This is a genomic window from uncultured Paenalcaligenes sp. (genome assembly GCF_947630565.1).
In the GTDB taxonomy this organism is placed as follows: domain Bacteria; phylum Pseudomonadota; class Gammaproteobacteria; order Burkholderiales; family Burkholderiaceae_B; genus Paenalcaligenes; species Paenalcaligenes faecalis.
Map to the genome: position 1 here is coordinate 58298 of NZ_CANRIC010000003.1, position 25041 is coordinate 83338.

25 protein-coding genes and 1 pseudogene are annotated in these 25041 nt (G+C 47.0%); 19 read left to right on the top strand and 7 right to left on the bottom strand.

Going from position 1 to position 25041, the window contains the following annotated elements:
- Nucleotides 1-38 precede the first annotated feature (38 nt).
- The 3 genes from Q0Z62_RS01315 to Q0Z62_RS01325 form a co-directional block, all read right to left on the bottom strand.
- Nucleotides 39-1643 carry a peptide chain release factor 3 gene (locus Q0Z62_RS01315; protein WP_269900906.1) on the bottom strand — a complete coding sequence of 535 codons (1605 nt, stop codon included), beginning with the start codon at nt 1641-1643 and terminating at the stop codon, nt 39-41.
- A 122-nt stretch (nt 1644-1765) separates the two neighbouring features.
- Nucleotides 1766-2359 carry a cysteine hydrolase family protein gene (locus Q0Z62_RS01320; protein ID WP_298050278.1) on the bottom strand — a complete coding sequence of 198 codons (594 nt, stop codon included), beginning with the start codon at nt 2357-2359 and terminating at the stop codon, nt 1766-1768.
- Between the two features lie 27 nt (nt 2360-2386).
- Complete coding sequence (locus Q0Z62_RS01325; RefSeq protein ID WP_298050279.1) at nt 2387-3748, bottom strand: DEAD/DEAH box helicase; 1362 nt, start codon at nt 3746-3748, stop codon at nt 2387-2389.
- A gap of 285 nt (nt 3749-4033) precedes the next feature.
- On the opposite strand from Q0Z62_RS01325, the gene Q0Z62_RS01330 reads away from it, so the two are divergent.
- The 6 genes from Q0Z62_RS01330 to thpR are packed head-to-tail and all read left to right on the top strand — an operon-like array spanning nt 4034 to nt 9602.
- Nucleotides 4034-4645, top strand: a complete 612-nt coding sequence (locus Q0Z62_RS01330; RefSeq protein WP_269900903.1) for a LemA family protein — start codon at nt 4034-4036, stop codon at nt 4643-4645.
- A 27-nt stretch (nt 4646-4672) separates the two neighbouring features.
- Entirely contained in the window at nt 4673-5581 is a 909-nt protein-coding gene (locus tag Q0Z62_RS01335) for a YgcG family protein (protein WP_269900902.1), read from the top strand.
- Nucleotides 5582-5593: 12 nt separating this feature from the next.
- A complete protein-coding gene (locus tag Q0Z62_RS01340) occupies nt 5594-6082 on the top strand; it encodes a TPM domain-containing protein (RefSeq protein ID WP_298050280.1) in 489 nt (162 codons plus the stop codon).
- A gap of 2 nt (nt 6083-6084) precedes the next feature.
- Nucleotides 6085-7485, top strand: coding sequence for a DUF2868 domain-containing protein (locus Q0Z62_RS01345; protein ID WP_298050281.1), 1401 nt, complete (start codon nt 6085-6087; stop codon nt 7483-7485).
- 7 nt (nt 7486-7492) lie between these two features.
- Nucleotides 7493-9016 carry a DUF3482 domain-containing protein gene (locus Q0Z62_RS01350; protein WP_298050282.1) on the top strand — a complete coding sequence of 508 codons (1524 nt, stop codon included), beginning with the start codon at nt 7493-7495 and terminating at the stop codon, nt 9014-9016.
- Nucleotides 9009-9602 (top strand): RNA 2',3'-cyclic phosphodiesterase, encoded by a 594-nt coding sequence (gene thpR, locus Q0Z62_RS01355; protein WP_298050283.1) that lies wholly within the window; start codon nt 9009-9011, stop codon nt 9600-9602. Before Q0Z62_RS01350 ends, thpR begins: the two co-directional genes overlap by 8 nt.
- Here thpR and Q0Z62_RS01360 read toward each other — a convergent pair.
- On the bottom strand, nt 9597-11450 hold the full coding sequence (locus Q0Z62_RS01360) for an SLC13 family permease (protein ID WP_298050284.1): 1854 nt from the start codon (nt 11448-11450) through the stop codon (nt 9597-9599). The two genes, thpR and Q0Z62_RS01360, sit on opposite strands and share 6 nt — an antisense overlap.
- A 39-nt stretch (nt 11451-11489) precedes the next feature.
- Between Q0Z62_RS01360 and Q0Z62_RS01365 the strand changes: the two genes are divergently transcribed.
- A complete protein-coding gene (locus Q0Z62_RS01365) occupies nt 11490-11834 on the top strand; it encodes a two pore domain potassium channel family protein (RefSeq protein WP_298050285.1) in 345 nt (114 codons plus the stop codon).
- Between the two features lie 86 nt (nt 11835-11920).
- Here the strand turns inward: Q0Z62_RS01365 and Q0Z62_RS01370 are convergent, their stop codons facing one another.
- Together Q0Z62_RS01370 and Q0Z62_RS01375 are read right to left on the bottom strand one after the other, a co-directional pair.
- Entirely contained in the window at nt 11921-13474 is a 1554-nt protein-coding gene (locus Q0Z62_RS01370; RefSeq protein ID WP_298050286.1) for a hypothetical protein, read from the bottom strand.
- Nucleotides 13475-13591: 117 nt separating this feature from the next.
- Entirely contained in the window at nt 13592-14257 is a 666-nt protein-coding gene (locus Q0Z62_RS01375) for an HAD family phosphatase (RefSeq protein WP_298050287.1), read from the bottom strand.
- Between the two features lie 86 nt (nt 14258-14343).
- Between Q0Z62_RS01375 and Q0Z62_RS01380 the strand changes: the two genes are divergently transcribed.
- The gene (locus Q0Z62_RS01380; protein WP_298050288.1) at nt 14344-15237 is read left to right on the top strand and encodes a LysR family transcriptional regulator; all 894 of its coding nucleotides are present in this window, start codon (nt 14344-14346) and stop codon (nt 15235-15237) included.
- Here Q0Z62_RS01380 and Q0Z62_RS01385 read toward each other — a convergent pair.
- Nucleotides 15215-15775 (bottom strand): TetR/AcrR family transcriptional regulator, encoded by a 561-nt coding sequence (locus Q0Z62_RS01385; protein WP_298050289.1) that lies wholly within the window; start codon nt 15773-15775, stop codon nt 15215-15217. The two genes, Q0Z62_RS01380 and Q0Z62_RS01385, sit on opposite strands and share 23 nt — an antisense overlap.
- A 267-nt stretch (nt 15776-16042) precedes the next feature.
- Here Q0Z62_RS01385 and Q0Z62_RS01390 point away from each other — a divergent pair, with 267 nt between their 5' ends.
- The 11 genes and pseudogenes from Q0Z62_RS01390 to Q0Z62_RS01440 all read left to right on the top strand — a co-directional run.
- The gene (locus Q0Z62_RS01390) at nt 16043-16858 is read left to right on the top strand and encodes an alpha/beta hydrolase (RefSeq protein ID WP_298050290.1); all 816 of its coding nucleotides are present in this window, start codon (nt 16043-16045) and stop codon (nt 16856-16858) included.
- A 7-nt stretch (nt 16859-16865) separates the two neighbouring features.
- Nucleotides 16866-17168, top strand: a complete 303-nt coding sequence (locus Q0Z62_RS01395) for a hypothetical protein (RefSeq protein ID WP_269900890.1) — start codon at nt 16866-16868, stop codon at nt 17166-17168.
- Nucleotides 17169-17170: 2 nt separating this feature from the next.
- Entirely contained in the window at nt 17171-18019 is an 849-nt protein-coding gene (locus tag Q0Z62_RS01400; RefSeq protein ID WP_269900889.1) for a hypothetical protein, read from the top strand.
- Nucleotides 18019-18372: a non-heme iron oxygenase ferredoxin subunit gene (locus Q0Z62_RS01405; protein ID WP_269900888.1), complete on the top strand. Its 354-nt coding sequence runs from the start codon at nt 18019-18021 to the stop codon at nt 18370-18372. The genes Q0Z62_RS01400 and Q0Z62_RS01405 overlap by 1 nt, the downstream gene beginning before the upstream one ends.
- Nucleotides 18373-18417: 45 nt before the next feature.
- Nucleotides 18418-19764 carry an aromatic ring-hydroxylating dioxygenase subunit alpha gene (locus Q0Z62_RS01410; RefSeq protein WP_298050291.1) on the top strand — a complete coding sequence of 449 codons (1347 nt, stop codon included), beginning with the start codon at nt 18418-18420 and terminating at the stop codon, nt 19762-19764.
- 12 nt (nt 19765-19776) lie between these two features.
- Nucleotides 19777-20301: a 3-phenylpropionate/cinnamic acid dioxygenase subunit beta gene (locus Q0Z62_RS01415; RefSeq protein WP_269900886.1), complete on the top strand. Its 525-nt coding sequence runs from the start codon at nt 19777-19779 to the stop codon at nt 20299-20301.
- Nucleotides 20302-20311: 10 nt separating this feature from the next.
- On the top strand, nt 20312-21106 hold the full coding sequence (hcaB, locus tag Q0Z62_RS01420) for a 3-(cis-5,6-dihydroxycyclohexa-1,3-dien-1-yl)propanoate dehydrogenase (protein WP_269900885.1): 795 nt from the start codon (nt 20312-20314) through the stop codon (nt 21104-21106).
- Nucleotides 21107-21128: 22 nt separating this feature from the next.
- On the top strand, nt 21129-22109 hold the full coding sequence (locus Q0Z62_RS01425) for a nitronate monooxygenase (RefSeq protein WP_298050292.1): 981 nt from the start codon (nt 21129-21131) through the stop codon (nt 22107-22109).
- A gap of 15 nt (nt 22110-22124) precedes the next feature.
- Nucleotides 22125-22910, top strand: a complete 786-nt coding sequence (locus Q0Z62_RS01430; RefSeq protein ID WP_269900883.1) for a fumarylacetoacetate hydrolase family protein — start codon at nt 22125-22127, stop codon at nt 22908-22910.
- 122 nt (nt 22911-23032) lie between these two features.
- Entirely contained in the window at nt 23033-24886 is a 1854-nt protein-coding gene (locus Q0Z62_RS01435; RefSeq protein WP_298050293.1) for a feruloyl-CoA synthase, read from the top strand.
- A gap of 2 nt (nt 24887-24888) precedes the next feature.
- Nucleotides 24889-25041, top strand: a pseudogene (locus tag Q0Z62_RS01440) (acetaldehyde dehydrogenase); the annotation flags it as partial.

A 25041-nucleotide genomic window follows, 5' to 3' on the forward strand; every position in this document is an offset into this window, starting at 1 on the left:
CAGAATCCAACAACTATCACATGCTTAGTGTAGGGGGCTTAGTTAAAAAGCTGTCCGCTATGTTCTCGCATATCATGAAACTGTATATCTGGATGCAGTTCTTGGGCTACACGTAGCTGAGCCGGAGAGCTAGCTAAAAAAGCCACAGCATCTACTACATCATATGCAATATTCACCGCATTGGTATCAATGAATTTTTTCAGGGCAGCGGGTTTGTCAGAGGTGACCCAGCGCGCCAGATTGTAGCGAGAGGACGCCATACGAGCCTCAACACCGTATTCATTTTTTAGGCGATCAGCAACGACTTCAAACTGCAGTTGCCCCACGGCACCCAACAGTAAGCTGCCGCCGGTTAGATGAGGTTTAAAGACTTGAATCGCGCCTTCTTCGCCTAGTTGCGTTAAACCAGTACGTAACTGTTTGGTACGTAATGGGTCTTTAACCTCAACAGTTTGAAACAGTTCAGGAGCAAAAAACGGTAGGCCAGTGAACTGTAGCGTTTCTCCCTCTGTGAGCACATCCCCCAGCTGCAAAACCCCGTGGTTTGGAATCCCAATAATATCGCCAGCAAATGCCTCATCAACCAAGTCACGTCGTTGAGATAGAAAAGAAACAACGTTATTAGGGCGAATTTCTTTATTGGTACGGGCTACTTTTAGGCGCATGCCACGCGTAAAGTGACCAGAGCTGACACGCACAAAAGCCACTCGATCTCGGTGAGCTGGGTCCATATTGGCTTGGACTTTAAATACCATTCCTGTGAACTTGGGCTCAGTGGGCTGAACTTGACGTTGAATGGCCTCGCGAGGACCAGGGGGTGGGGCCATGTCAACCAAGGCATCCAGAACCTCTTGTACACCAAAGTTGTTTAAGGCTGAGCCAAAAAACACGGGGGTTTGTTTACCGGCGAGGAACTCGTTGAGATCAAAGTCAGTACTGGCAGCTTGAATTAGCTCGATTTCCTCTTGGGCTTTGGCAAACTCCGCACCAAATCGTGCCTCTGTTTCGGGATTATGTAATCCTGGGATTAGTTCTTCGTTTTCGGCGCGATGGTCTTTGGCTTTACTATCAAACACATGCATTTGGTCTTTAGGGATATTAAATACCCCACCAAAACGGCGTGCCATACCGACTGGCCATGAGAACGGAATAGCATCCATTCCTAAGTGGTCTTCGATCTCAGAAAGTAAGTCCAAGGGCTCTTGGACTTCACGGTCTAATTTGTTGATAAATGTGATGATAGGGGTGTTGCGGGCTCTACAGACCTGAAGTAGACGAATGGTTTGTGGTTCTACCCCGTTAGCGGCATCAATTACCATCAAGGCGGCGTCTACGGCGGTGAGGACTCGGTAGGTGTCTTCAGAGAAGTCTTGGTGACCGGGCGTGTCTAATAGGTTGATGACACAGTCGCGGTATTCCATTTGCATCACAGAGGAGGCAACAGAAATACCACGTTGTTTTTCTATATCCATCCAGTCTGACGAGGCATGGCGATCTGATTTGCGAGATTTAACGCTACCTGCGATTTGAATCGCACCTGCAAATAAAAGTAATTTTTCGGTAAGGGTGGTTTTACCCGCATCAGGGTGAGAAATAATGGCGAACGTACGACGTTTGGCCACTTCTTTAGCAATGTTGGACATGGATGTGTATACAGAAAGAAGCGGCCTTTGCCGCTATAAATGAGTCAATTTTTCTATTTTCGCCGATGTTGATGGCTTAAACAATCAACATCGGTGCTAGGCAGCCATAATGATATGGGGGGTTAAGCCTGAATCTCTGCTAAGGATTTGATATCTGCGACCAAACGCATGTTTTCAATGGAAGCATTATGAATATCAAGGGTAGGAGCAGAGCAGCAGTCTTCGACGACTGTGACGTAATAGCCATAATCCACACCATTGCGCGCAGTATGTTCAACGATGTTGTTGGTGACCACACCAAATAAGACGATGTGTTCTATGCCTGCTTGTTGTAAGACCTGATTTAAGGAGCTGTCTTGAAAGGCACCTACCCGTTGATGAGTCACAATGGATTCGCCATCAATGGGGTATAAGTCTTCAACAAAATCGGCACCCCATGTTCCTTCGACTAAGGCATCTAGGTCTTTGACGATAGTGAGCAAAGGAGAGTTGGTAACTAAGTCGGTATGTTCAGGCTGAAAGCGAACCGCAACGTGGACGATTGTAAAGCCTTGGTTACGCCCATAGGCTAATAACGCTTTGCTTTTTTCAATCACATGGCGGGCAACCACTTGTTCGCTAAACATTGGGCCAAATTTACCATCTGGTGAGGCGATATCATTCACCATATGTAAAGACAAAAGGGCGGTCTTTTTAGGATCTAAATGAGCAGTCATTAAACTCTCCTTGTAGGCGGTTAGAAATTAGTCTTGGCGGTTACGCGGTGCAGTGGTCGAATTTCGAGGTGCCGCACCAGAACTGCGAGCTGGACGGTTAGTAGGGCGACCCTGAGCATTTTTTGCGGCTTTAGGGTTACGGCGACGGCTTGTGTTGGCCTTATTGCCATTACGTGGTTTGCTGTCACGGCGAGCAAAATCAGGGCGGTCATTTTCTTTTTCTGCATTTGGATCAAAGGCAGGCGGCTCAAAGCCGTCGATCTCTATAGGATCAATGGTGCGTTTGATAAGGCGCTCGATGGCTTTTAACAGACGGCCTTCGGTTTGATCTACTAAAGAAATAGCACGGCCTTCGCTACCGGCACGACCTGTACGGCCAATACGGTGTACGTAGTCTTCAGCAACTTGGGGTAGCTCAAAGTTAATCACGTAAGGTAACTGGTCAATGTCCAAGCCTCGGGCTGCAATATCAGTGGCAACCAAAACGACGACCTTACCCGTTTTAAAGCCGGTCAAGGCGCGGGTACGTGCGGCTTGGCTTTTATTGCCATGTAGGGCCGCAGCATTTAAGCCGTCTTTAGTTAGTTTATCCGCTAAACGGTTCGCACCGTGTTTTGTACGGCAAAAAACTAACACTTGATGCCAGCCGCTTTCACGAATAATGTGACTCACTAAATCACGTTTATGACGCTGTTCGGTGAACACAACGTGTTGAGTAATGAGTTCAGAGGCCGTATTACGTGCCGCAACCGAGATTTCGATCGGATTGTGCAGTGAGCTTTTTGCTAGCTCACGAATTTCATCAGAGAACGTGGCTGAGAAAAGTAAGCTTTGACGTTTTTCTGGAATTAGTTTCAGGATGCGACGGATATCACGAATAAAGCCCATGTCTAACATGCGATCGGCTTCGTCTAGCACAATGGTTTCTACACCACCCAGATCAATGGTTTTTTGACCTACGTGATCTAATAGTCGCCCCGGTGTAGCAACCACAATATCAATCGGCTTACGTAGTGCGTTGATTTGTGGGTTGATATTTACACCACCAAATAGCACCAAGGAGCGTAGCTTAGTATGTTGGCTATACATACGAACAGACTCTTCGACCTGGGCTGCTAGCTCTCGGGTGGGCGTTAAAATAAGGATGCGAGGGCGACCCGCAGCCTGTTTAGCCAGTGGGTTGGTGAGCAATTGGTGCAGGATAGGTAAGGTAAACCCAGCCGTTTTACCCGTTCCGGTTTGCGCAGCAGCTAAGACGTCACCCCCTTTGAGCACATGGGGAATGGCTTGGGCTTGGATGGGAGTAGGAGAGGTGTAACCACTATCGTTAATGGCGCGCAATAAGGGTTCTGCCAATGCTAAAGAGGCAAAAGTTATATTTGTATTCAAGGTATTTCCAGCGGCTAGCCTATTACTTAGCAGTAATACCAATCTAGGCTGACAGAGTAGGGTTGAGGGCGAATATGCCATCGCAGGGCTGAGCCTGCAAAGAAGAACGCAACGATTGGTGTGCTACGTGAATAATCCTATTATAGCGGTAAAGTGACGGTAAACGAGCAAAAAAACATAGATTGACGTACTTTTTTGGCTTATGTATTTAATAGAGGCTATTTCCCGCCAATGTTAAATTATAGTGTGAGATGCTTTAGGCACATTTTTATATGGAATCCCATCATGAAGAATTATTTTCGTTGGTTGTTGGTGTCACTGACCGCCTTGCTGTTAAGTGGCTGCGGTTATAACGAGATTCAACGTTTGGATGAGCAGGTGAAGGCTGCTTGGTCACAGGCGTTAAACCAGTATGAACGTCGTGCAGATTTAGTCCCTAAACTGGTGAGTTCCGTGAATGCCTATATGGTTAATGAGCGCCGTGTCTTAACTGATGTGACAGAGGCCCGAGCCAAGGTTGGCCAAATTAATTTAAAAGTCGAGGACTTGGATAATCCAGAGTTAATGGCGAAGTTCTCTCAAGCTCAAGGTCAGTTGTCATCGGCTTTGTCGCGTTTGATGGCGGTGTCAGAAAACTATCCGCAATTAAAAAGCGATGGTTTGGTTCGTGATTTGATGACCCAGCTAGAGGGTACAGAAAACCGTATTGCTACAGAGCGAGGCCGTTTTGTACAGGCTGTTCAGGAATACAACCTCTACATTCGTCAGTTTCCTACTGTGATTACGGCTAAGGTTTTTGGCTATAAAGTAAAAGAAAACTACGGGGTGGATCGTCAGTCTGAAATCACTCGTGATCCAGAGGTACGTTTTGATTTGCCTGCTGGTGCAACAAATTAATCAAGCATAAGAAAAAGAGGAGTGGCTATGGTTTTTACTCACATCAAGTCCTTGTCTGTAGGGCGATGGTTGACTGGTCTACTGGTCATGTTGTTTTTGGGCTTTGCCTGGCCTGTTTGGGCTAAAGACCAAGCCATTCCTAAGTTGGATAATTGGGTTGTTGATACAACAGCGACTTTTAACTCCGCCCAAAAAAAGGCGTTGTCCGATCGTTTAGAAGCATTTGAAAAACACAAAGGGGCTCAGATATTTGTGTTGGTTGTGCCTACCACGGGTAATGAACAGGTAGAGCAGTACACACGACGGGTGTATGACCAATGGAAAGTAGGGCGCAAAAAAGTAGACGATGGCATTTTGCTGGTGGTGGCTAAAGATGATCGTCGATTACGAATTGAGGTGGGGTACGGCCTAGAAGGGGCGGTGACGGATTTACAGGCGGGTCGAATTATTCGAGAGTTTATAACCCCTTATTTTGCCCAAGGTGATTATGTGGGCGGTATTAATAATGGGGTGGATAAGATCATGGGTCTGGTCGAGGGCGAGGAGTTGCCACCACCGGTTCATCGTAATACGGTGGAGTCCGACGAAGACGAGCCTTTAGGAATGCTGTTGCCAATGGCATTTTTTGCCTTTGTCTTACCCCCTGTTGCGGCAGCATTGATAATAGGTCTTTTTTCTTTTTTCATGTTTAGTAGCCTGCCTTTAGCGATTGCGGGTGGACTTGTCGCTTTAGTGTTATCGCTAATCGGTAAGTTATTTAGAGCCAGCAGCAAGGGGAATTCAGCACGGGTTTCACGTAGAGGCTCAGCAATTGGTGGATTGGGTGGTGGCCTAGGTGGTGGCGGTTTTGGCGGCGGTGGCTTTGGTGGAGGGGGTGGTTTTGGTGGCGGTGGCGGCGGAAGCAGTGGCGGCGGTGGCGCCTCAGGTAGCTGGTAATAAGGACTTCACATGAAACACACAATTAAAACGATTACTGGTATTGCTGCTCTTGAGGGGCAATGGTTACGTCGACGTCATTTTGATGAAGAGGTGTTGGCACACGTCGCTGAGCGCATTAAGCAAAGTGAATCCTCTCATACCGGAGAGTTGGTGTTGGCTATAGAGGCGACGATGCCTAGCCATGAAAAAGATCCCCATCTACGAGCGCTAGAGGTTTATGGGCGCTTACGGGTTTGGGATACGCCCTTAAATAGTGGTGTGCTGCTGTATTTGGCTTTAGATAAAAAGGCGATTGAAATTATTGCTGATCGAGGCATACAGGTGCCACAGGCGCAATGGCAACAGGTCTGTGCGCGTTTAGAAGCTCGTTTGGCTAAGGCAGACTATATAGAAGGTCTGTTATCTGCCGTAGATGATATAGAGCTGATTTTAAAAGCGCATGCGCCCCAAGGGGACACCGAAGCGGATGTATTACCCAATGATCCTGTTTTGCTTTAATAATGAAAGAACATAACGATTGGCAGTCCTATTGGTTGCTAGAGGCGGTGCGTCTTAAGGAAAGCCAATGGGGGCCCATTGAGGACTCGGTAGAGGTGCGTCGAGTGATTGCAATAGGAGGCGGTTTTGAGGATCGTCTCTTGTTGCGTTCGATGTTATTAGCCCAACGTTCTGGTTGGGCAGAGCTGCAGCAGCGGATAATACGTAGCCTAAGATACAGCCTCATTGCCCTGAGTGTATTATTTATATTGATGGGTGCAGGGGTTGCAATTGGTGCTTTGGCAACACAGGATGGCTCAGTGAATGTGCTGTTGGCATTGGTTGCTTTATTAGGTGTGAACTCGTTGAGTTTTCTGCTGTGGTGTTTCTCATTGCTGACTGGGGGCAATCAATCCGTTCATTCAGGCATAGGGCTAAGCCATGCTTGGTTGTGGTTGAGTCAACGTATAGTCAAAGGGCCAGATCATGGGCTCTTGTTTAATGCGTTATTTGGCTTTGCAAGTAAACAGCGACTATTGCGCTGGAGCCTAAGTGCGGTCAATCATTGGCTGTGGTTGTTGGCGTTGTTAACAGCTTGCGCAACGGTATTGGCATTATTAGCGGCAAAACGATATTACTTTAATTGGGAAACTACCCTTTTAGGGCCTGATAGTTTTGTGCAGTTAGTACAAGGGTTAGGCTTTTTACCTGGGCTGATTGGTTTTGCAACACCTAGTGTAGAGGTGATTCGACAAAGTGATGGATTACAGCTTTTATCATCAACCGCACAGGTGCAGTGGTCTAGTTGGCTCGTTGGCTGCTTGATTATCTATGGTGTGATACCCCGTTTTTTAGCATGGGGACTTAGTCTTTTTTTATTACAGCGTCACAAAAGGCGGTTGCAGGTTGATACCGATCAGCTGGGGTTCATCGAGCTACGGCAACGACTGATGCCTGCGGCTGAGTATGTGGGGGTTGACGCCGATGCAGGGGCAGATCAGGTTCCAGAGGCAGTGGTGCAAGCCCTACGCCCAACAAAAGCAAGTAGCACGGTTTTTGTGGGCATAGAGCTGCCAGAAGATCACCCTTGGCCAGTGACACGGATGCCGTCGAACTGGCAAGATGCCGGAATGGTTGATAGTCGTGAGCAGCGTGCTGAATTATTGGCCTTATTAAGTCGCGCGTCATTTTCTCATGTGGTGTTATGCGTAGATGCCGAGCAAACGCCAGATAGAGGGGTAGTAGCTTGGTTGGCAGAGCTGGCTACCTACGGAGAATACTGTTCTATTTATTTAATGAATGCACCGACTAAACAAGCAGAACCCACCTCTGATCGATTAGCGGCTTGGTTGCTGCGACTTAAAAAGGCGGGGTTTCTTTCGGTCTATACCGATTTTGAGCAATTGTTGGCGGAATTAGATTAGGACTTTCATGGAAAACACGATACCTCCCTGGCGTTTAGCTGTGGTTGGGCATACCAATACAGGTAAAACCTCTCTTTTACGCACCTTAACGCGAGATGCTAATTTTGGTGAGGTACGTAATAGCCCCGGCACGACACGCCATGTAGAGGGTGTGCGCTTAAAATTAGCCGAAAATGCATTGATTGAGCTGTTTGATACTCCAGGCATGGAGGACAGCATGGCCTTATTGGATTATTTAGGCCGGTTGGACACAGGAGAGGAGCGCATTGACGAGCCTCAACGCATTGCCTTGTTTTTACAAGCCCCAGAGGCCAACGAGCGTTTTGAACAAGAGGCCAGAGTATTACGTCAGTTGCTACAAAGTGATGCGGCTTTGTATGTGGTTGATGTACGAGATCCAGTATTGGCTAAGCATAAAGACGAATTGCGCGTCTTAGCACAATGCGGTAAGCCATTGTTGCCCGTATTAAATTTTGTACGTAGTCCTGATCAGCGCATTAACGAGTGGCGCACCGCCTTGGCAAATTTGGGTCTTCATGCCAGTGCTGAATTTGATACGGTAGCACCCGCATTAAATGGTGAGGCTCAACTATACGAAAAATTAGCCTTATTGGTATCCGCTCAACATAGTGAACAATTGCGTGTACTGAGTTTAGATGTAGAAAAGCAGCGTCAACAACGTCTTCAAGACGCGTGGCGTTTATTAGCCGAGTTATTAATTGATGTGACGGCTTGGCGCTTGATTAGTCCATCTCAAAAAGAATTTTTAGAACGGAATGTGAAGCATTTACACGAAACGATTCGCTTGCGTGAGGAGTCTTGTGTGAAATCGTTGTTACGACGCTTTAATTTTAGCACCCGTGATTATTTACCAGATCATATTGCCTTAGAGGGCTGCCGTTGGGAAACAGACTTGTTTCATCCTGAGGTGATGAAAGAGCTGGGGATTCAGGTGGGTAAAGGGGTGGCAGCTGGGGCGATGGCTGGAGCTACCTTTGATTTGTTAACGGCTGGGTTAAGTTTAGGCACGGGGACCTTGGTGGGAGCCGCTGCGGGTGGGCTTTGGCAGGGCGTAGATAAATGGGGGCAGCGATTATTAGGTAAATGGCGCGGTGAGTCCGAGCTAACTGTGGACGACAGTGTGATCCGGGTCTTAGCGTTACGGCAAACGGCTTTAATTGAAGCTTTAGCAAAGCGTGGTCATGCGGCACAGACTCCTATCGCTATTCCTCGTTCTCAAGTGGCCTTGAATCATGATGATGCGCCAGTAGGGGCCGCTATTAACTGGCGATCAGGCAGTTTACCGGATATTTTGCAGCAGGCGCGTGCTTTTCCTGAGTGGTCCTCTATGCATCCCAAATACCTATCCAGTTTGCGTAGAGATCAGGCGGTTGCGGCTTTTGCGGAGTTACTGGCAGGTACAGCGACTACGACGCCAGCGGCTTCACCTATGACCTCAGCGACAGATATACCTGCTACACCTAGCACCACATCTGAGTCAAAGCCAACGATTCCGCCTTATCATGATTAAGACTACTCCATTGCCTCATTGGGACCCGACCCGAGTGCCGCCTGCCGATGCTCGGGTTTTTATTGGGTTGTGGCCTACCGATGAGACGGTACAGACGATACAGTCAGTGGCCGCTCAAACGATCAATATGCCTGAGGCACGCGCTTTATTGCCACAGCATTGGCATATTACCTTGGCCTTTATTGGTGCGGTAATGCCGGAGCAGTGGGTACATTTATACCGGGGATTAACTAAAAAAACGGTGGCTGTGCCAGCCACCGTACCCGTAGATCGATTTGGTTTTTTTGAAAAAGCGAGCGTATTGTGGTTAGGGATAGACCCCAGCTCTACTGCCTACGAGCAGCTGCAGCAGGCTCATCAGGACGTATGGGCTTTATTACAAGGGCTGGGCCTATTCCCCGATAACCGTAACTACCAGCCCCATATCTCGTTGTTACGGCAGGCCAATAAGGATGTTTTGAACCACGTTGGGCCTCTATCCTCTTTCAATTGGCAGACACACTCTTTGCGGTTAATTGTGTCACTGGCTAATACGCAGCGATCTGAGTATTATCAGGCGGCTACCCTTCCCTTGGATTATTTATAATGGCCAGAAAAACAGTAGGAGGGGGATAGTAACGCTGACGATAAGCAGATCAAGCGGTAAGCCCATACGCCAATAATCCCCAAATCTAAATCCACCAGGCCCTAGGATTAAGGTATTGTTTTGATGCCCTATAGGGGTGAGGAAAGCACACGAGGCACCAATAGCTACTGCCATTAAAAAGGTGTCTGGGTTGACGCCTAGTTGCTGAGCTGTACCAATGGCAACCGGACTCATTACAGCCGCTGTTGCAGCATTATTCATAAGATCCGAGATCAGCATTGTTGCCACCATCATCAAGACTAATGCGGCTATGGTGTGGCCTTGAGCCACATAATCTAATAAGAATTTTGCGATATTGCCTGCTGCACCAGTGCTTTCCATTGCTTGGGCTACGGGGATTAGAGCCGCTAATAACACCACGACCGACCAGTCAACGGCTTTGTAAACATTTCGGGGTGCGATGACATTTAAGAGCAGCAGCAATAGCACTCCCAGCATAAAACTCAGCGCTGCCGATAAGATACCAAAGGCCGCTAGACACACAGAGAGCATCATAATTCCCCCTGCTAAGAGCATGTTACGTCGATCTGGTACTCGTAATGGACGTGAGGCCAAGGGAGCGCAGCCTCCGGCAGAGGCAAAGTCAGTTACGTTTTCAGACGCACCTTGCAGCAACAACACATCACCAGCACGAAGAGGGGTTTTGCGTAGGCGGGTGCGAGAGCGCGTTCCTTGTCTAGAGATGGCAAGCAGATTAATTCTATAGAGACTACGTAGGCGCAAATCAGCCGCACTACGGCCCATCAAGCTGGAGCTAGGTAGGATGACGAGCTCGGAAAGCTCATTGGAATAAGAACCTTTGTTTTTATCTTTCTTATCTTTGCCATTACTGTCTGTAGATCGCGCTTCTGGGGATGCACTGGGTTTAGGAGTGTCCTCTTCTGTTTCTTCTGGGGGCGCTTTGTCTTCGTTAAAAACCAAACCAAGCGTATCCAGATTTTTAGCCAGGGTTGCTGGGTCTGCCTCGATGAGCAGTACATCACCAGCAACTAGACTTAGGGCGGGATTGGGGGCATGTAGACGAATCTCTTTACGAATAAGCCCTAAAATTTGCCCATCGTTGGCATCTAAAGAGGCTTGTACCTCGCTCAGTCGCATGCCTATTGCTTTGCTGTCAGTGGGGACACGGGCTTCAGTAAGATAGGCTCCGGTGTCAAAGGAGTCCTTGCCGGCTCGTTCGCGTACGGGGATAAGACGCCAACCCACTAAAGAGATAAACAATACACCGATGAGGGCGACGGAGATGCCGACCGGACTAAAATCAAACATGCCGTAGTTTTCGCCCAAGGCTTGGGCTCTAAAACTAGAGACGATTAGGTTAGAAGGCGTACCAATCAGAGTGGTTAAGCCGCCTAAAACCGTACCAAAAGCGAGGGGCATCAACACCTGTCCAGGTGCCAGTTGGTGTCGAGCAGCCATTTGCAGTGACACTGGCATCAATAGCGCTAAGGCACCTACATTATTCATAAAGCCAGATAAAAATGCGCCTAATGCAGTTAGTGCTAATAGCGCTAATAGGCTGGAGCCTTTTTTGGGTAAAACCCGGTGGGCTAGGGCATCAACAACCCCCGTCTGCTGTAGTGCATAACTTAAGATTAAAATACAAGCCACTGTTACCACTGCAGGATGACTGAATCCCATAAAGGTATCTTTTGGGCTAATTAATCCAAAAAAACTACACATTAATAAGGCACTAACGGCCACTATGTCGTGCCGCCAGCGTCCATATAGAAATAGACCTATAGTAATGAGTAGAATAACAACGATTAAAAAAGCAGGGCTCAGCATAAGCTCTTCCGTTAACAACGAGTTGATAACTATAACGTTATGTACGAAAACAAAAAACAAAAAATCATTAGTCAAACGGCATTTGTTTGGCGCCTAGCATGGCATATATTAGCGGCGCTATTACTTATTTTAATCATGCTGACGATAGGGGCTTTAGGTCATATTCATTTTGAGGATGTGGATTTTCATGATGCCTTTTTAAATACAGCCCTCATTATGGGTGGTATAGGAACGACGGTTTTACCGACTAGCATAGCTGGTAAATTATTTTTTTCCATCTTTGGCATGTTTGTTGGGTTTTTATTTGCGGCAATAGTAGGAATGGTTTTAGCCCCTATTGTGCATAGAATAGTGCATCGCATGCATTTGGATGATGAGGATTAGTTTGTATTTGCTACAAAAGTAAAAAACGCCTACGTTTGTAAAATAACGTAGGCGTTTTTTATCAGGACTAAATCGTAAGTAGTGAACTAATCACGACGGGGTCTGCTTTGGGGGTGCGGGTCTTCGTCACTACGTAAACTGAATAGCGCCGGAGGGGCAGGCAAAATCGTTGGTTTTACGAAAGTGAAGTACAAAAAGAAAACACCTAAGATGACATAACCTAAGCTGAAGTCAGGGGCCGCATTCCACCCTAAACTTGGGGCATGTATAAGCCCAATAAAGGCTAAAAAGGCGGTGATGAAGCTAAACACCGCCGCACGACGGAAGTTATGGTCAATGATACACACCGTCATTGCACCAAACATCATTGCGGTAAACATAGCCCCCTGTCCCAATGGAATGATGCCACTTGAAATGCCTTCTACGACCTCTCCGGCTTTATTACCAAAGCGCGTCATTAGGTAGTTACCAAAGTAGGGCAGCATGGCGATGGCAACGGCAGGGTAGTATCGTTTGGCGTTTGCTTGGTAGGCCGTAGCAACCATAGAGATCCCTACGAACACCAGAATAGGTGATACCACTGCAACCGGGATGATAGCGGCCATAGCAGCAATTAAACCGCATGTGGTGGCTAGGATGTAGACCACCCCATTTGCAATACTGTAGCCACGTCCTGCTCCCATCCATTTAGAGCTGGCAGAGGCAATGTACACCGTGGTGGGGAATAAGCCTCCGAATAGCGCGCCTAGCATCGTGCCAATACCATCGACGGCCTGACACTCTCGCACATCATATTCATCGCCCAGCACTTTCATGGCCTCTACGTTATTCATGGTTTCGATAGCGTTGTAGAGAGTAATGGGCAAGACTACGGTCAACACGCCCACCATGCTGGTGAAGAGGAGTCCCATACCATCAAAGGCGGCAGTAGTAAAAAGTGGGGGATAAAAGCCGAGGTGACTTAAGCCATTTTGAATGTTTTGAGGGTCCGATTGACGTAAGGTGTAGGCCAAAATAGTACCAATCAGGATCGCAAAAAAAGTAGGCGATAGACGCAAAGGCATGACGACGCGGCCAATAATACCGACGATAATAATACCTAGAACCACTAAGCCTAGAATCGGCATTTCAAAGGTTTTAAAGAGCATTTCACCACCAATAAAGGTGATGGCAACCCCAGCAACAGCCCCAAGCATGGCTGCCCGTGGTAGGTTGCGCTGCATCCAGCGGCCTGTAAATGAGACGATTACCTCGATAAGACCACTAAGAAAACAGGCTCCAGCGGCAATTTTCCATGCCAAATCTGCGTCACCGGTAATGGTTTTAGCCGGTAGTAAAACCCCGAATAAAAACACAAACATAACAGGGGTGCTAATTCCGTAGGACAACGCGGTAACATCGGTGCGTTGCTCGCGTACAGCAAGGCGTTTTGCCATATAGGCATAGTAAAAGTTACCCGTCATGACGGCGACTGCCGCACCAGGTAAGACTTTGCCAAAAACGATTTCTTGGCTAAAGCCCATGCCTAACATGGCAAGCGCAATAACGATAAAGTTGGCGATATTGTTTTGAAATAAGGCAAAAAACGCATCGGTATCTTCGCGTTTAAACCACGGATAATGAAAGGACCCCTGACTCATTGTTGACCTGTGTAAATAGTAAAAAAGCTCACGCAGAAAATCCAAACGTGAGCTAAATAAAAACGGTGCAACCGTGCGTTGCCCCAGAGTGCGAATTTTAATCGCGGAACACTGATTTTAGCTAGTGTGGCCTTGCAAAAGTAGGGGTAACTGTTGCATTTGGTGAAAAACGTGATGCGCGCCGGCCTGTTGTAGGGGAGTGAGGTCTTCTTCGTCAGGGCAATAAGCAAAAACCGTAGCGCCTGCTTGAACGCCTGCGGTAATGCCGGTGATACTGTCCTCTATGATGGCGCAGTCTTTGGGGTCAACGCCCAAGGCATGAGCTGCAGTTATATACACATCAGGAAAGGGCTTATTACGGGCCACATCTACCCCACTAAATATACGACCCGTAAAAAAATCGGTTAATCCCACTTTGTCTAATTGCAGCATGATTTTTGATTTTTCGGCTGCAGAGGCACAGGCAATGAGATTAGGCCATTTTTTACGTACTTGCTTTAAGCAGTCGTAAATACCGGGGACGGCGACTAACTGTTGGCGTAGTGCTTGATTACGACGCACAGTAAATGTTTGAAGCCAATCTTCGTCTAGTTTTCTATTTATTTTTTTTTGAATGAAGTCGATTTCTTCTTTGGTGGATTTACCGACGAATATTTTTTTGCTTTCGGCATAACTGAGGGGCCAGCCTAAGTCAGCAAGCATTTTACGTAAGATATTTAGGCTTATGGGTTCGCTATCTACTAAGACTCCATCACAATCAAATAGAACGGCGTTAAATGGCATACGGCAGTCTCCTGTAGTGGTGGCTTTGAGGGGCAAGGGGTAGAATAATGATACGCCAAATTTGAATTGGTATTGTTAACGGCTATATGAATTTACGATTTTTAGACACCTTTTTGGTGATTGCGCGTCTAGGTAGTTTTCGATCAGCAGCAACTGAGTTGGGCTTAACTCAGGCTGCTATTTCTGGGCGTGTGGCTGCCCTAGAAGCCGATTTAGGTCAGCCCCTTTTTGAGCGTACATCCAGAGATAGTCGATTAACGCCCGCTGGACAAATGGTGCTGCATTACGCGAAGCATCTTTTGAACACAGAGTCAGCATTACGCGAGGCTGTAACAGAGCACACCAAGCAACAAGCGGCGGTGGTTCGGTTGGGTATTAAAGGACAGTTTGCAAGCGCTTGGTTAGCTGATTTATTGATTTTTTTAACTGATTTACAGCCGCAGATACAGGTAATTGTACAAACAGGTAGTAGCCAGTATTTGCAGCAATTGCTGATAAGTGATGCGCTTGATTTGGTGATTAGTGCTGCGCCACTGACTCGTCAGGTTGGGATACGCAATCAAAAGGTGGCGGATTTAGAGGTGGGTTGGTTTTCTTTGCCGCCAGCACAGCTGCCTTTAGCGATTAGTTTGGCCGAATTAGCCCGAAAAACCCCTATGGTCTGTGCGTCGGTAGGCTCTCCCTTGTCATTGACATTACATGACCTACTCAAAAAAGAAGGGGTTAATGCCTGTCGTATCCATGGAACAGAGGCATTAGACACCCTCATGCTTTTTTTACGCCGAGGTTGTACTGCGTATGTGCCAAAATATTGGGTAATGAACGCACTGCACCAGCAAGAGATTGTTCAATTACCTTGCATGACAGATGCGCCAACCTTGCCTGTCACGATAAATTGGCGCAATGATGCGGCGGATCAAGCCGTGAATGCGATACGCTTGGGTGTAGCCGTATTTATTAAAGCAGCCATTGCTGAATAATACGCAGGTGTTGTTCGTATCGCTCAGTAGAGAAACTGTTCGGTTGCACAATGGATATACTGAGCTGATAGGCATAAATTAATGAGGCCGTATCGTGCGCTTTTTGTGGCTCGTAACCTATTTGTAGTAACACGCTTTCAATGTAGTGCAGTCGGTGACTGTCTACCTCGTCCATGGCTTGGCGGGCTAACGGATCACGACGGGCCCAACCACGAATTCCAATTTCAAAAGCGGCGGCTTCGCGGGCTGCATTACCGCGAAAAGGCAAGCCGAGTAAATGCTGTAGTCTTTCACTGGGCGAATACTGAGTGCTGCCTAGTTGTTGAATGATATTTTCGGTAGCTCTGGCACGCCAATTAGTCAGCAAGCTTTGTAATAATTCCTCGCGGCTCTTGAAGTGATAATAAAAACTGCCGCGAGTAATAGTTAGTTCTTTGGCTAAATTATCAATGCGGACGGTATCAATTCCGCCTTTAATTAAAATACGCTGTGCGGCTTGGATCCAGTCTTCCCGAGTAAGGGTAGGGCGAGTCGACATAGTGAGTGATGGTCTTTAGTTGTTTATTAAATATACGATGGGGTTAGGATTCTAATCATAATGACTTTCAGCGAAAATGCCACCATTGTATCTTGCATTAAGTGTTCATTGGCTAAACATACAGTAGTGCATGTAAACTTAATCTTGTGTAAGATAGATAACTTCTAATTGATACACATACATATAGGTATTAACCATAGTTTTAGGTATAAAGCTTAGCCCTTAGAATACACATACGTATCTGTATCTTAAAATCTCGGAGGTCAAATGGAAGGCGTAGGAAAGACTTTACTTGCAGCAGGCCATCAAACTAACTATCACGAAGCGGGCGAAGGCGCTCCTTTGTTCTTGTTGCATGGTTCAGGTCCTGGCGTATCTGGCTGGACTAACTGGGCAAACACCATGCCCGCCTTTTCCGATAAATGGCGCGTCATCGTGCCAGATATTGCTGGATTTGGTTTTACTGAATTCCAAGAAGGTACAAAATACGATATTAAATTGTGGGTAAACCACTTGATCGGCATTATGGACGAATTAGGCATTGAGAAAGCCTCTTTTGTTGGAAACTCCTTCGGTGGTGCATTGGCGATTGGTTTGGCCGTTTTTGCTCCTGAGCGTGTAGATAAGCTGGTCTTGTTAGGTACACCTGCTGGTGAATTTGAGCAAACCGCTGGTTTACGTGGTGCTTGGGTTTATGAGCCATCGCTAGAAAACATGCGTGAGCTCATGGAAAAATTCCCTTTCGACAAATCATTAATTACAGATGAAATGGTCGAGGCTCGCTATAAAGCCAGTGCTCGTGCAGGCGCTCAAGAAGCCTTGCGCAAACTGATTCCTAAGCCCGCCGAAGACGGTCCCACCATTGTGCGTGGTTTCCCTGTTAGCGCTCTACAAAAAATTCAGGCGCCTACTTTGGTTGTACATGGTCGTGAAGACGGCGTAGTGCCACCCGAGTGCGGTATTTTGATTGCTAATTCTGTTCCAAATGCTGACCTACACTTGTTTGGTCGTTGTGGTCACTGGGTTCAAAGCGAACAATCACGTCGCTTCGTTGCTTTAGTGCGCGATTTCCTATCTGAGTGAGGCTTTTATGAGTCGTAACGTGCTTGAGCGTGTACTTTGGCAATTGTCTGTAGAACGTCCTGCCAAAGAACGCTTCCGTGAAGATCCCGAGGGTTTTTTATCCCGCTTTGATCTAAGCGATGATGAAAAAGCCATGGTGTTGAATTTTGATGTGAAAGCCATGCAAGACATAGGCGTTAATGCCATGTTAACCATGGGCTTCTGGCAAGAAATGTCACCGAACCGTAGCATGCGTGTTTACAAAGAAAAACTCGGTGCTACCAATGAACAAACAGCTGGTTTTTCTGCTGCCCTAAAAGGAGGCAACTAATCATGGGTAAAATTGTTGGCGGTTTTTGGATGCCGCATGATCCAGTGATGTTGGTTGCCCCAGAGGCTCCCCCAAAGGAACAACAAGACGTTGTTTGGGGTGCTTACGAGGAATGCGCGCGTCGCATGGCAGAGCTAAATCCGACTTCTGTGATCATTGTGGGTTGTGACCATTACATCTTATTTGGCACACATTGTTTACCCCGTTACTTAATCGGTGTGGGTGATGTGGATGGCCCTATCGAGCGTTTACCTATGCTTGAGCGCGGTGTAGTAAAAAATCACGAAGAATTAGCGAATCATATTGTTGCCGAAGGCGAAAAGCAGCGTATTGACTGGGCTGTGGGTCGTAGCTTCACGATGGATCACGCTTTCGCTATTCCACATCAGTTTGTGGTTCAGCCTGCTGAAAAAGCCTTGGGTCGCACCTTGCCATCTATTCCTGTGTACTTGGCATGTGGGGTAGATCCTTTTATTTCCTTTGATCGTTGTATCGATCTAGGCGAGCAAATTCGTGCTGCTGTTGAGTCCTTTGATGACGATGAACGCGTTGTCATTATTGGTAGCGGCGGAATTAGTCACTGGGTAGGCACCGTTGAGATGGGTAAGGTTGATGCGGAATTTGACCAAGAAATCCTACAGCATGGTGTGAACGGTGATCTAAAAGCCCTTTGCTCTTATTCCAACGAAGAAATTTTACGTCGTGGCGGTAATGGTGCGATGGAAATTCGTACTTTTGCTGTTGCTATGGCGGCAGTTCCTAATGCTACAGGCGAAATAGTGGCCTATGAACCTGTACCCGAGTGGGTAACAGGCTTAGGTTTCTTAGAACTGATCGCCGGAGAAAAATAATGTCTAAAGTGTTTTTATGTAATGCCAGCGAACTATCCGCTGGTGAAATGAAAAAAGTACCAAACTCTGATGTCGGTGATATCTGCGTATACAACCTAGAGGGTACTTTCTATGCAACGGCAGACCTTTGCACACATGCAACAGCCTCTTTGGCTGAAGGTGATATAGATGATGATCTAATCACTTGCCCAGTGCATTGGGGACAGTTTCATATCCCTAGTGGCAAAGCCATGACCTTTCCTTGCGAGCGCGATTTGCGCACCTATCGAGTCGAGGTTGAGGGTGATGAGGTTTACGCTAATTTAGACGCTGAAGCAGCTGAAGCTGCGGATGACGCGAACAGTCCCGTTTAAGCCATATAGGTCGGTTGTTCCATCTGATTTTACTATCGAGGAATTATGAGCAAGGTTATTAACTTAAAACCCATTGAAACGAGTCCCGTATTGCCAGGATTAGACAATCTTTGCAACATGGAAGAGGGTCGTTTATCCGGTAAGATTTTCTGGGATCAGAAAATTTACGAGCAAGAATTAGAAAAAATCTTTGCACGTTGTTGGTTGTTTGTGGCACACGAGTCTCAGCTACCTAAAGCCGGTGACTACCTTACAACGACAATGGGTGAGGACGAAGTTATTGTAGTGCGTCAAAAGGATATGTCGATCAAAGTGTTGATTAACTCCTGTCCGCACCGTGGTAACAAAGTATGTTTTGCCGAAGCAGGTAATGCTCGTGGTTTTGTCTGTAACTACCACGGTTGGGCATTTGGCCCAGACGGTGCATTGCGTGGCATGCACGAATCCAAAGCGTATGAAGACTCTGGCTTTGACAAGAGCAAACATGGTTTGCGCGAAGTGGCCCAGGTTGATTCATACAAAGGGCTTGTGTTTGCGACCTTTGATCCAGAAGCACCCTCATTAGAAGAGTACTTAGGGCCAATGACTTGGTACTTAGACGTGATCTTCGATATGGACGAAGGCGGCTCTGAGTTTGTAGGTGGTTGCATTCGCTCTACTTACGAATGTAACTGGAAAGTCGCTGCAGAAAACTTCGTGGGTGACATTTTGCACGGTGGTTGGACTCATGACTCCGCTGCACGCGCGATGTTAGGTGGTCCAGTCGCTAATGTGGGTGAGCTTCCTGAGTCCTACGCTGTGAACTGGAATGGCCATGGCTATGAGTTTGCAACCGATGGGATTGGTAATGCTGCGGTACTAGGCGAGCGTGAAATCAACAAATATTTACACGAGTTACGTCCTAAAGTTGCAGAGCGTTTGGGTGAGTTCCGTTCTCAGTTAACGGGTGCGATTTCGTCTTGCACTATTTTCCCGAACTTCTCTTACCTACCAGGTCAGAATACCGTTCGTGTGTGGCAACCGCGTGGCCCAAATAAAATTGAGCTCTACACGTGGGTAGTCGTGAATAAAAATGCCCCAGAGAAAATTAAAGAGCTTTGGCGTCGTGGTGCAATGATGACCTTCTCTCCAACTGGCGTTTTTGAAATGGACGACGGTGAGAACTGGGAATACTGCACAAAAACCAGTCGTGGTGTGGTGACTCGTTACCAAGACCTATACGTAGGCTTAGGCATGAATACTTACATGGCAGATTCAGAACTACCAGGCAATGTGTATAAAGGCCAGATTAACGAGGCGAACTCACGCGCTTTCTATCAGCGTTGGAAAGATATGTTGCAGGCTGATAGCTGGAAAAGTGTACCTGATCGCAATAACGGCAAACTCAAGTAATCGGAGGCTTCCATGACTGTAAAAAATGAATTGGTTTCTGTAGAGGTGGAACGTGAAGTCACCGCTTTTATGTACCGCGAGGCTCGTTTACTGGATACGGAATGTTGGGATGATTGGCTAGCTTTAATGCACGAGGACGTTCATTACTGGATGCCCGGTATAGAGAACCGCCGTCGTGAAGACAAGTTGGGGCAGTACTCAGCAGATCATATGGCCTTTTTTGATGATGGGCTACGTGATTTAACGCGTCGTATTGAGCGCTTTAAACAGGCGACAGCTTGGGCAGAAAACCCACCAACACGTAACGTTCATATGGTCACTAACGTCGAGGTATTTGCTGGCGAATCAGCCGATCAGTATGTGGTTCACACCTGTTTGTTCAGCATACGTAGTCGAGGCTTAAACGAGCACTTTGAAATTGCGGCTCGTCGTGAAGACGTGTTGTGTCGTGTAGAGGGTGAACTCAAAATTTTGCGCCGCAAAATCTTGATTCCTAACGCGACATTATTGTGCAAAAACATCAATACGTTCTTATAAGGAAACCGCAATGGGGTGGCTAGACGGACAAGTGGCATTGGTCACAGGTGGTACTGGTGGCATTGGCAGCGCAGTGGTGCGTCGCTATGTGGCCGAAGGTGCCAAAGTAGGCGTTATGGCGCGGGATGCAGCAGCATTGCAACAGCTTAAAGATGAGCTGGGCGATGCCATCGTGACCATTCAAGGCGATGTGACGCGTTACGAGGATAACCAAAAAGCCGTAGATACAACGGTAGAGACATTTGGGCGTTTAGACACCTTTGTTGCGAACGCTGCTGTCTTCGATTATTTTACGCGCTTAGATCGTATAGAGCCTGAAAAAGTCGAAGAGTCTTTCCAGCGTTTATTTGCAGTTAACGTGCAAGGCTATTTGCTTGGTGCACGTTGTGCAATTGAGCCCTTACGAAAATCCAAGGGCTCCATGATTTTTACCTTGTCGAATAGTGCTTTCTATGCCGGTGGTGGTGGTATTTTATACGTCACAGCCAAACACGCATTAGTGGGCATGATTCGTCAGTTAGCTTATGAATTAGCACCTGACATTCGAGTTAACGGCGTGTCGCCTGGGGCGACTAGCACACCGATGAAAAGTTTGGATGGTCTTAATCATCGTAGTGTTCCTTTGAATGAAATTCCGGGGTTTGAGCAGGCTGCAGCAGATGCGGTTCCATTGAAACGTGTTGCAAATCCAGAAGATCATACCGGACATTATGTATTATTAGCATCTAAGCAAAATTCCGGCCTGACTACTGCACATATTATTCATAGTGACGGTGGTTGGGAAATTCGTAAAGCTGGTGGTTAATTTTCAAAAATCAGGAAAATTCATGAGCGTTAATGTAAATACATTCAGTCGTGCAGAACTTCAAGCCCAATTGTTGAAGCTTCTACAGTCACAGCGTATACCTGCTGTTGCTGCACCTATGTTTCTAGTGTCTAGCCCTGAGCTAACGATTGCGTGCTCCAAAGCAGGCATTGTGGGTAGTATTCCTGCCCCGAATGCTCGTACTGTCGAGCAGTTGGATCAGTGGTTGGAAAAAATTTCTACAGAGTTAGGTCCTGAGAAAAACGAGGGTAAAAGCTACCCGTGGTTATTGAACATGATTGTTCATTCAACCTATAACCGCTTTGAGGCTGAAGTTGAATTAGTTAAGCGCTACAAGCCTGCCTTGGTGACGACCGCCTTGGGTTCTCCCAAGCGTGTCTTATCCACGGTCCATGAGTACGGTGGTTTAGTGATGGCAGATGTGATTACACCTGCTATGGCACGCAAGTCCGTAGAAGCGGGTGTAGATGGCGTTATTTTGGTTTGTAATGGGGCGGGTGGTCATACCGGCACATACAATCCTTTTTCTTTTATCGCTGAGGTTCGCGAGTTCTGGGATGGCCCTATCGGCTTAGCAGGTGGGGTTTCCAATGGTGCAGATATTCATGCTGCACGCGTGTTGGGCTATGACTTTGTTCTAGTGGGAACGCGCTTAATTCCAGCAGCAGAAAGCATGGTGTCAGATGAATACCGCGAAATGCTAGTGAATTCGACGATTGAAGATATTGTCCCGAGTCGATCAGTGAGTGGTGTGATGGCGAACTGGTTAAAACCGTCTCTAGAGCGTGCCGGTTTTGATTTGAGTACCGCAAAAACAGCAGAAATTGATTTTTCGGGCAATATGGCTTCTGAAACCAAAGCGTGGAAACACATTTGGTCTGCCGGTCAGGGTGTGGGACAGATCAAGTCCCTTTATACTGCTGCCGAGCTCATTGATGAGCTAGAAGCTGGGTATAAGCAAAGCTTAGCCCGTAAAATTTAAACTTGGAAGTTTTTCATGACAGATAAAGCACAAATTGAGGCGGTAGCCAGTGTTATCGCTGAAGCGCGACGTTTGGCTCGCCCTTGCTGCCCTATATCAGAGCGTTTCGGTATTACTCGCATCGAAGATGCCTATGCCGTTCAAGAGTTGAACACTCAGCGCATTTTAGATACCGGTGGACGTCTAGTTGGTCGTAAAATCGGATTAACTTCGGTTGCTGTGCAACAGCAGCTAGGTGTAGACCAGCCCGATTTCGGTATGTTGTTTGCGGATATGGAGTATTTAGACGGTGCTGAGATTGATGCCTCTAAATTAATTGCTCCTAAGGCCGAAGGCGAGATCGCTTTTGTTTTGGGTAAAGACATCAATCATGCAGATGTGACGATGGCAGAGCTAATGAGCTCTGTTGAGTACGTGTTACCGGCATTAGAAATTGTGGATTCCGCGATTGAAAATTGGAAAATCACAATTACGGATACGGTAGCAGATAATGCATCGGCCGCATCATATGTATTGGGTAAAAACCCAACACGATTAAACAACTTAGACCTAACTCTAGAGGGCATGGTCCTAAACAAAAATCGCCAGTTAGCCGCTATGGGCGTAGGCGCTGCTTGTTTAGGTAACCCATTAGACGCATGTTTATGGCTTGCTCGTACCATGGTAAATGTCGGTCGTCCTTTGCAGGCGGGTGATGTGTTGCTATCAGGGGCTTTGGGCCCGATGGTACCCGTTCAGGCTGGTGATCACTTGCAGTTACGCTTGACCCGTTTGGGCGAGGTCAGCTGCCAGTTCGTCTAACCTAGTATTTGTTGTTGTATGTCCCGATAGCCAGTTTGACTGGCTATCGAGTTTTAGGCTCACCTATATAGTTTGAAAATAAATGGTAAATGCTTGCTCCATTTACTGACAGGAGACCCGAAGTGCAAAGTTTTTTCGATGATGAGAGCCAATTAGCCCCAGCGCGTGTCGAAGTTGAGCATTTAGATAATGGTGGTTTTATTTTGCGTTCGCCCGATTCGTTAGGTCCTTATCCGCGTTGTGTGGGTGAGTGGCTAGAAAAATGGGCTGTAGAAACGCCAGATGCCCTTTATTTTGCTGAACGAGAAGGCGATGGTTGGCGAGAGTTAACCTATGCTCAAGTGCGTGATGTAGTTGGGCGTTTAGGTCAAGGGCTGTTAGATTTAGGTTTGAGTTCAGCGCAACCACTGGTTGTGTTGTCCAGCAATGATCTCAACCATGCCATGCTGACATTAGCCGCCATGCATGTAGGGATTCCTATTGGTACTGTTTCTGTCTCTTACTCGAAAGGCCGTAAAGACTATTCAAAATTAGCTACGATTTTAGCGTCATTAAATCCAGGTGGTATTTTTGTTAGTCATGGTCATGACTTTGCTCCTTCGTTACTCAGCGTCAAACCAGACTGTCCAATTATTGTAGGACAAGACCCAGAGGCGATTCCGGGTGCTGTGCATATTGATCAGCTCTATAGCACCGACGAAACACCAGCCGTGATGGAGGCATTTAATGCATTGACGGAAAACAGTCATGCGCGTTATTTGTTGACCTCCGGCTCTACGGGTGAACCTAAGGTTGTGGTAAACACCCACAAGATGCTTTGCTCTAATCAGCAGATGATTGCACAGTGCTGGCGCTTTTTAGATAACTGTAAGCTACGAGTACTCGATTGGCTGCCTTGGAGCCACACATTTGGTGCTAACCATAACTTTAATATGGTGCTGCGTAATGGTGGTTCTTTTTATATTGATGATGGTTTGCCCATGCCTGGTCGTATTGAGCGTACGATTGAAAACGTTAAGCATGTGCGTCCAACGATGTTTTTCAACGTACCACGTGGTTACGATGTGCTGTTGCCCTACATAGAAAAAGACCCTGAGCTAGCTGATGCGTTGTTTGCTGAATTAGACGCGTTATTCTACGCCGCAGCGGCGTTGCCACAGAATACGTGGGATCGCATTCATAAGGCGGCTAGCAAGGTACGTGATACCCCGTTGTTTTTTACGTCAGAGTGGGGGGCAACTGAAACCACACCGGTATTAACGAACGTACACTTTCGCATTGATAAGCCAGGTAATTTAGGCTTACCCGTGCCGGGGATTGAAATTAAATTTATGCCATCAGGTGACAAACTAGAGATGCGAGTCAAAGGGCCCTCGGTATTTACAGAATACCTCAATGACCTTGACTTAGCTTCGCGTTCGTTTGATGATGATGGGTTTTATATGATTGGTGACGCCGGTTATTTACTTGACGAAGACCATCCTGAAAAAGGAATTGTGTTTAATGGTCGAGTCACTGAGGACTTTAAACTGACAACAGGTACATGGGTATCTGTAGGGACATTACGCCCTGCATTGGTCAGTGCTCTAGCTCCTTACGTATCTGATTGTGTTGTCTGTGGTCATGATAAGAGTGAAATTGCGGTATTGGCTTTCCCTACGCCAGCTTTACGAGAGTTAGCTGGGCCAGAGGGTCAAACAATGCATGTGGATGAGCTCGCTTTAGTTCCTGCTGTTCGCCAAGCCTTATTAACAGGCATGAAAAAAATGGCTGCAGAAAACAAAGCCTCCTCGCGCCATACCCGTCGTTTATTACTATTGAATACTGCGCCAAATATCGAAATCGGTGAAATTACCGACAAAGGGTATATTAACCAGCGCATGTCTATCAGTTACCGTGCCGATGAGGTGAAGCGTTTGTTTGCTGAGCCTTTAGATCCTGCGGTAATTTTAATTACGGAAAAAACTGGAGAATAGGAATGAGTGCCAGTAAGAAACTAAAGGTTGCGATCATTGGGTCCGGTAACATTGGTACGGACTTGATGATCAAGGTGCTGCGCAATGGCAAGCACGTTGAAATGGGTGCAATGGTTGGTATTGACCCGAATTCAGACGGGTTGGCACGTGCACAG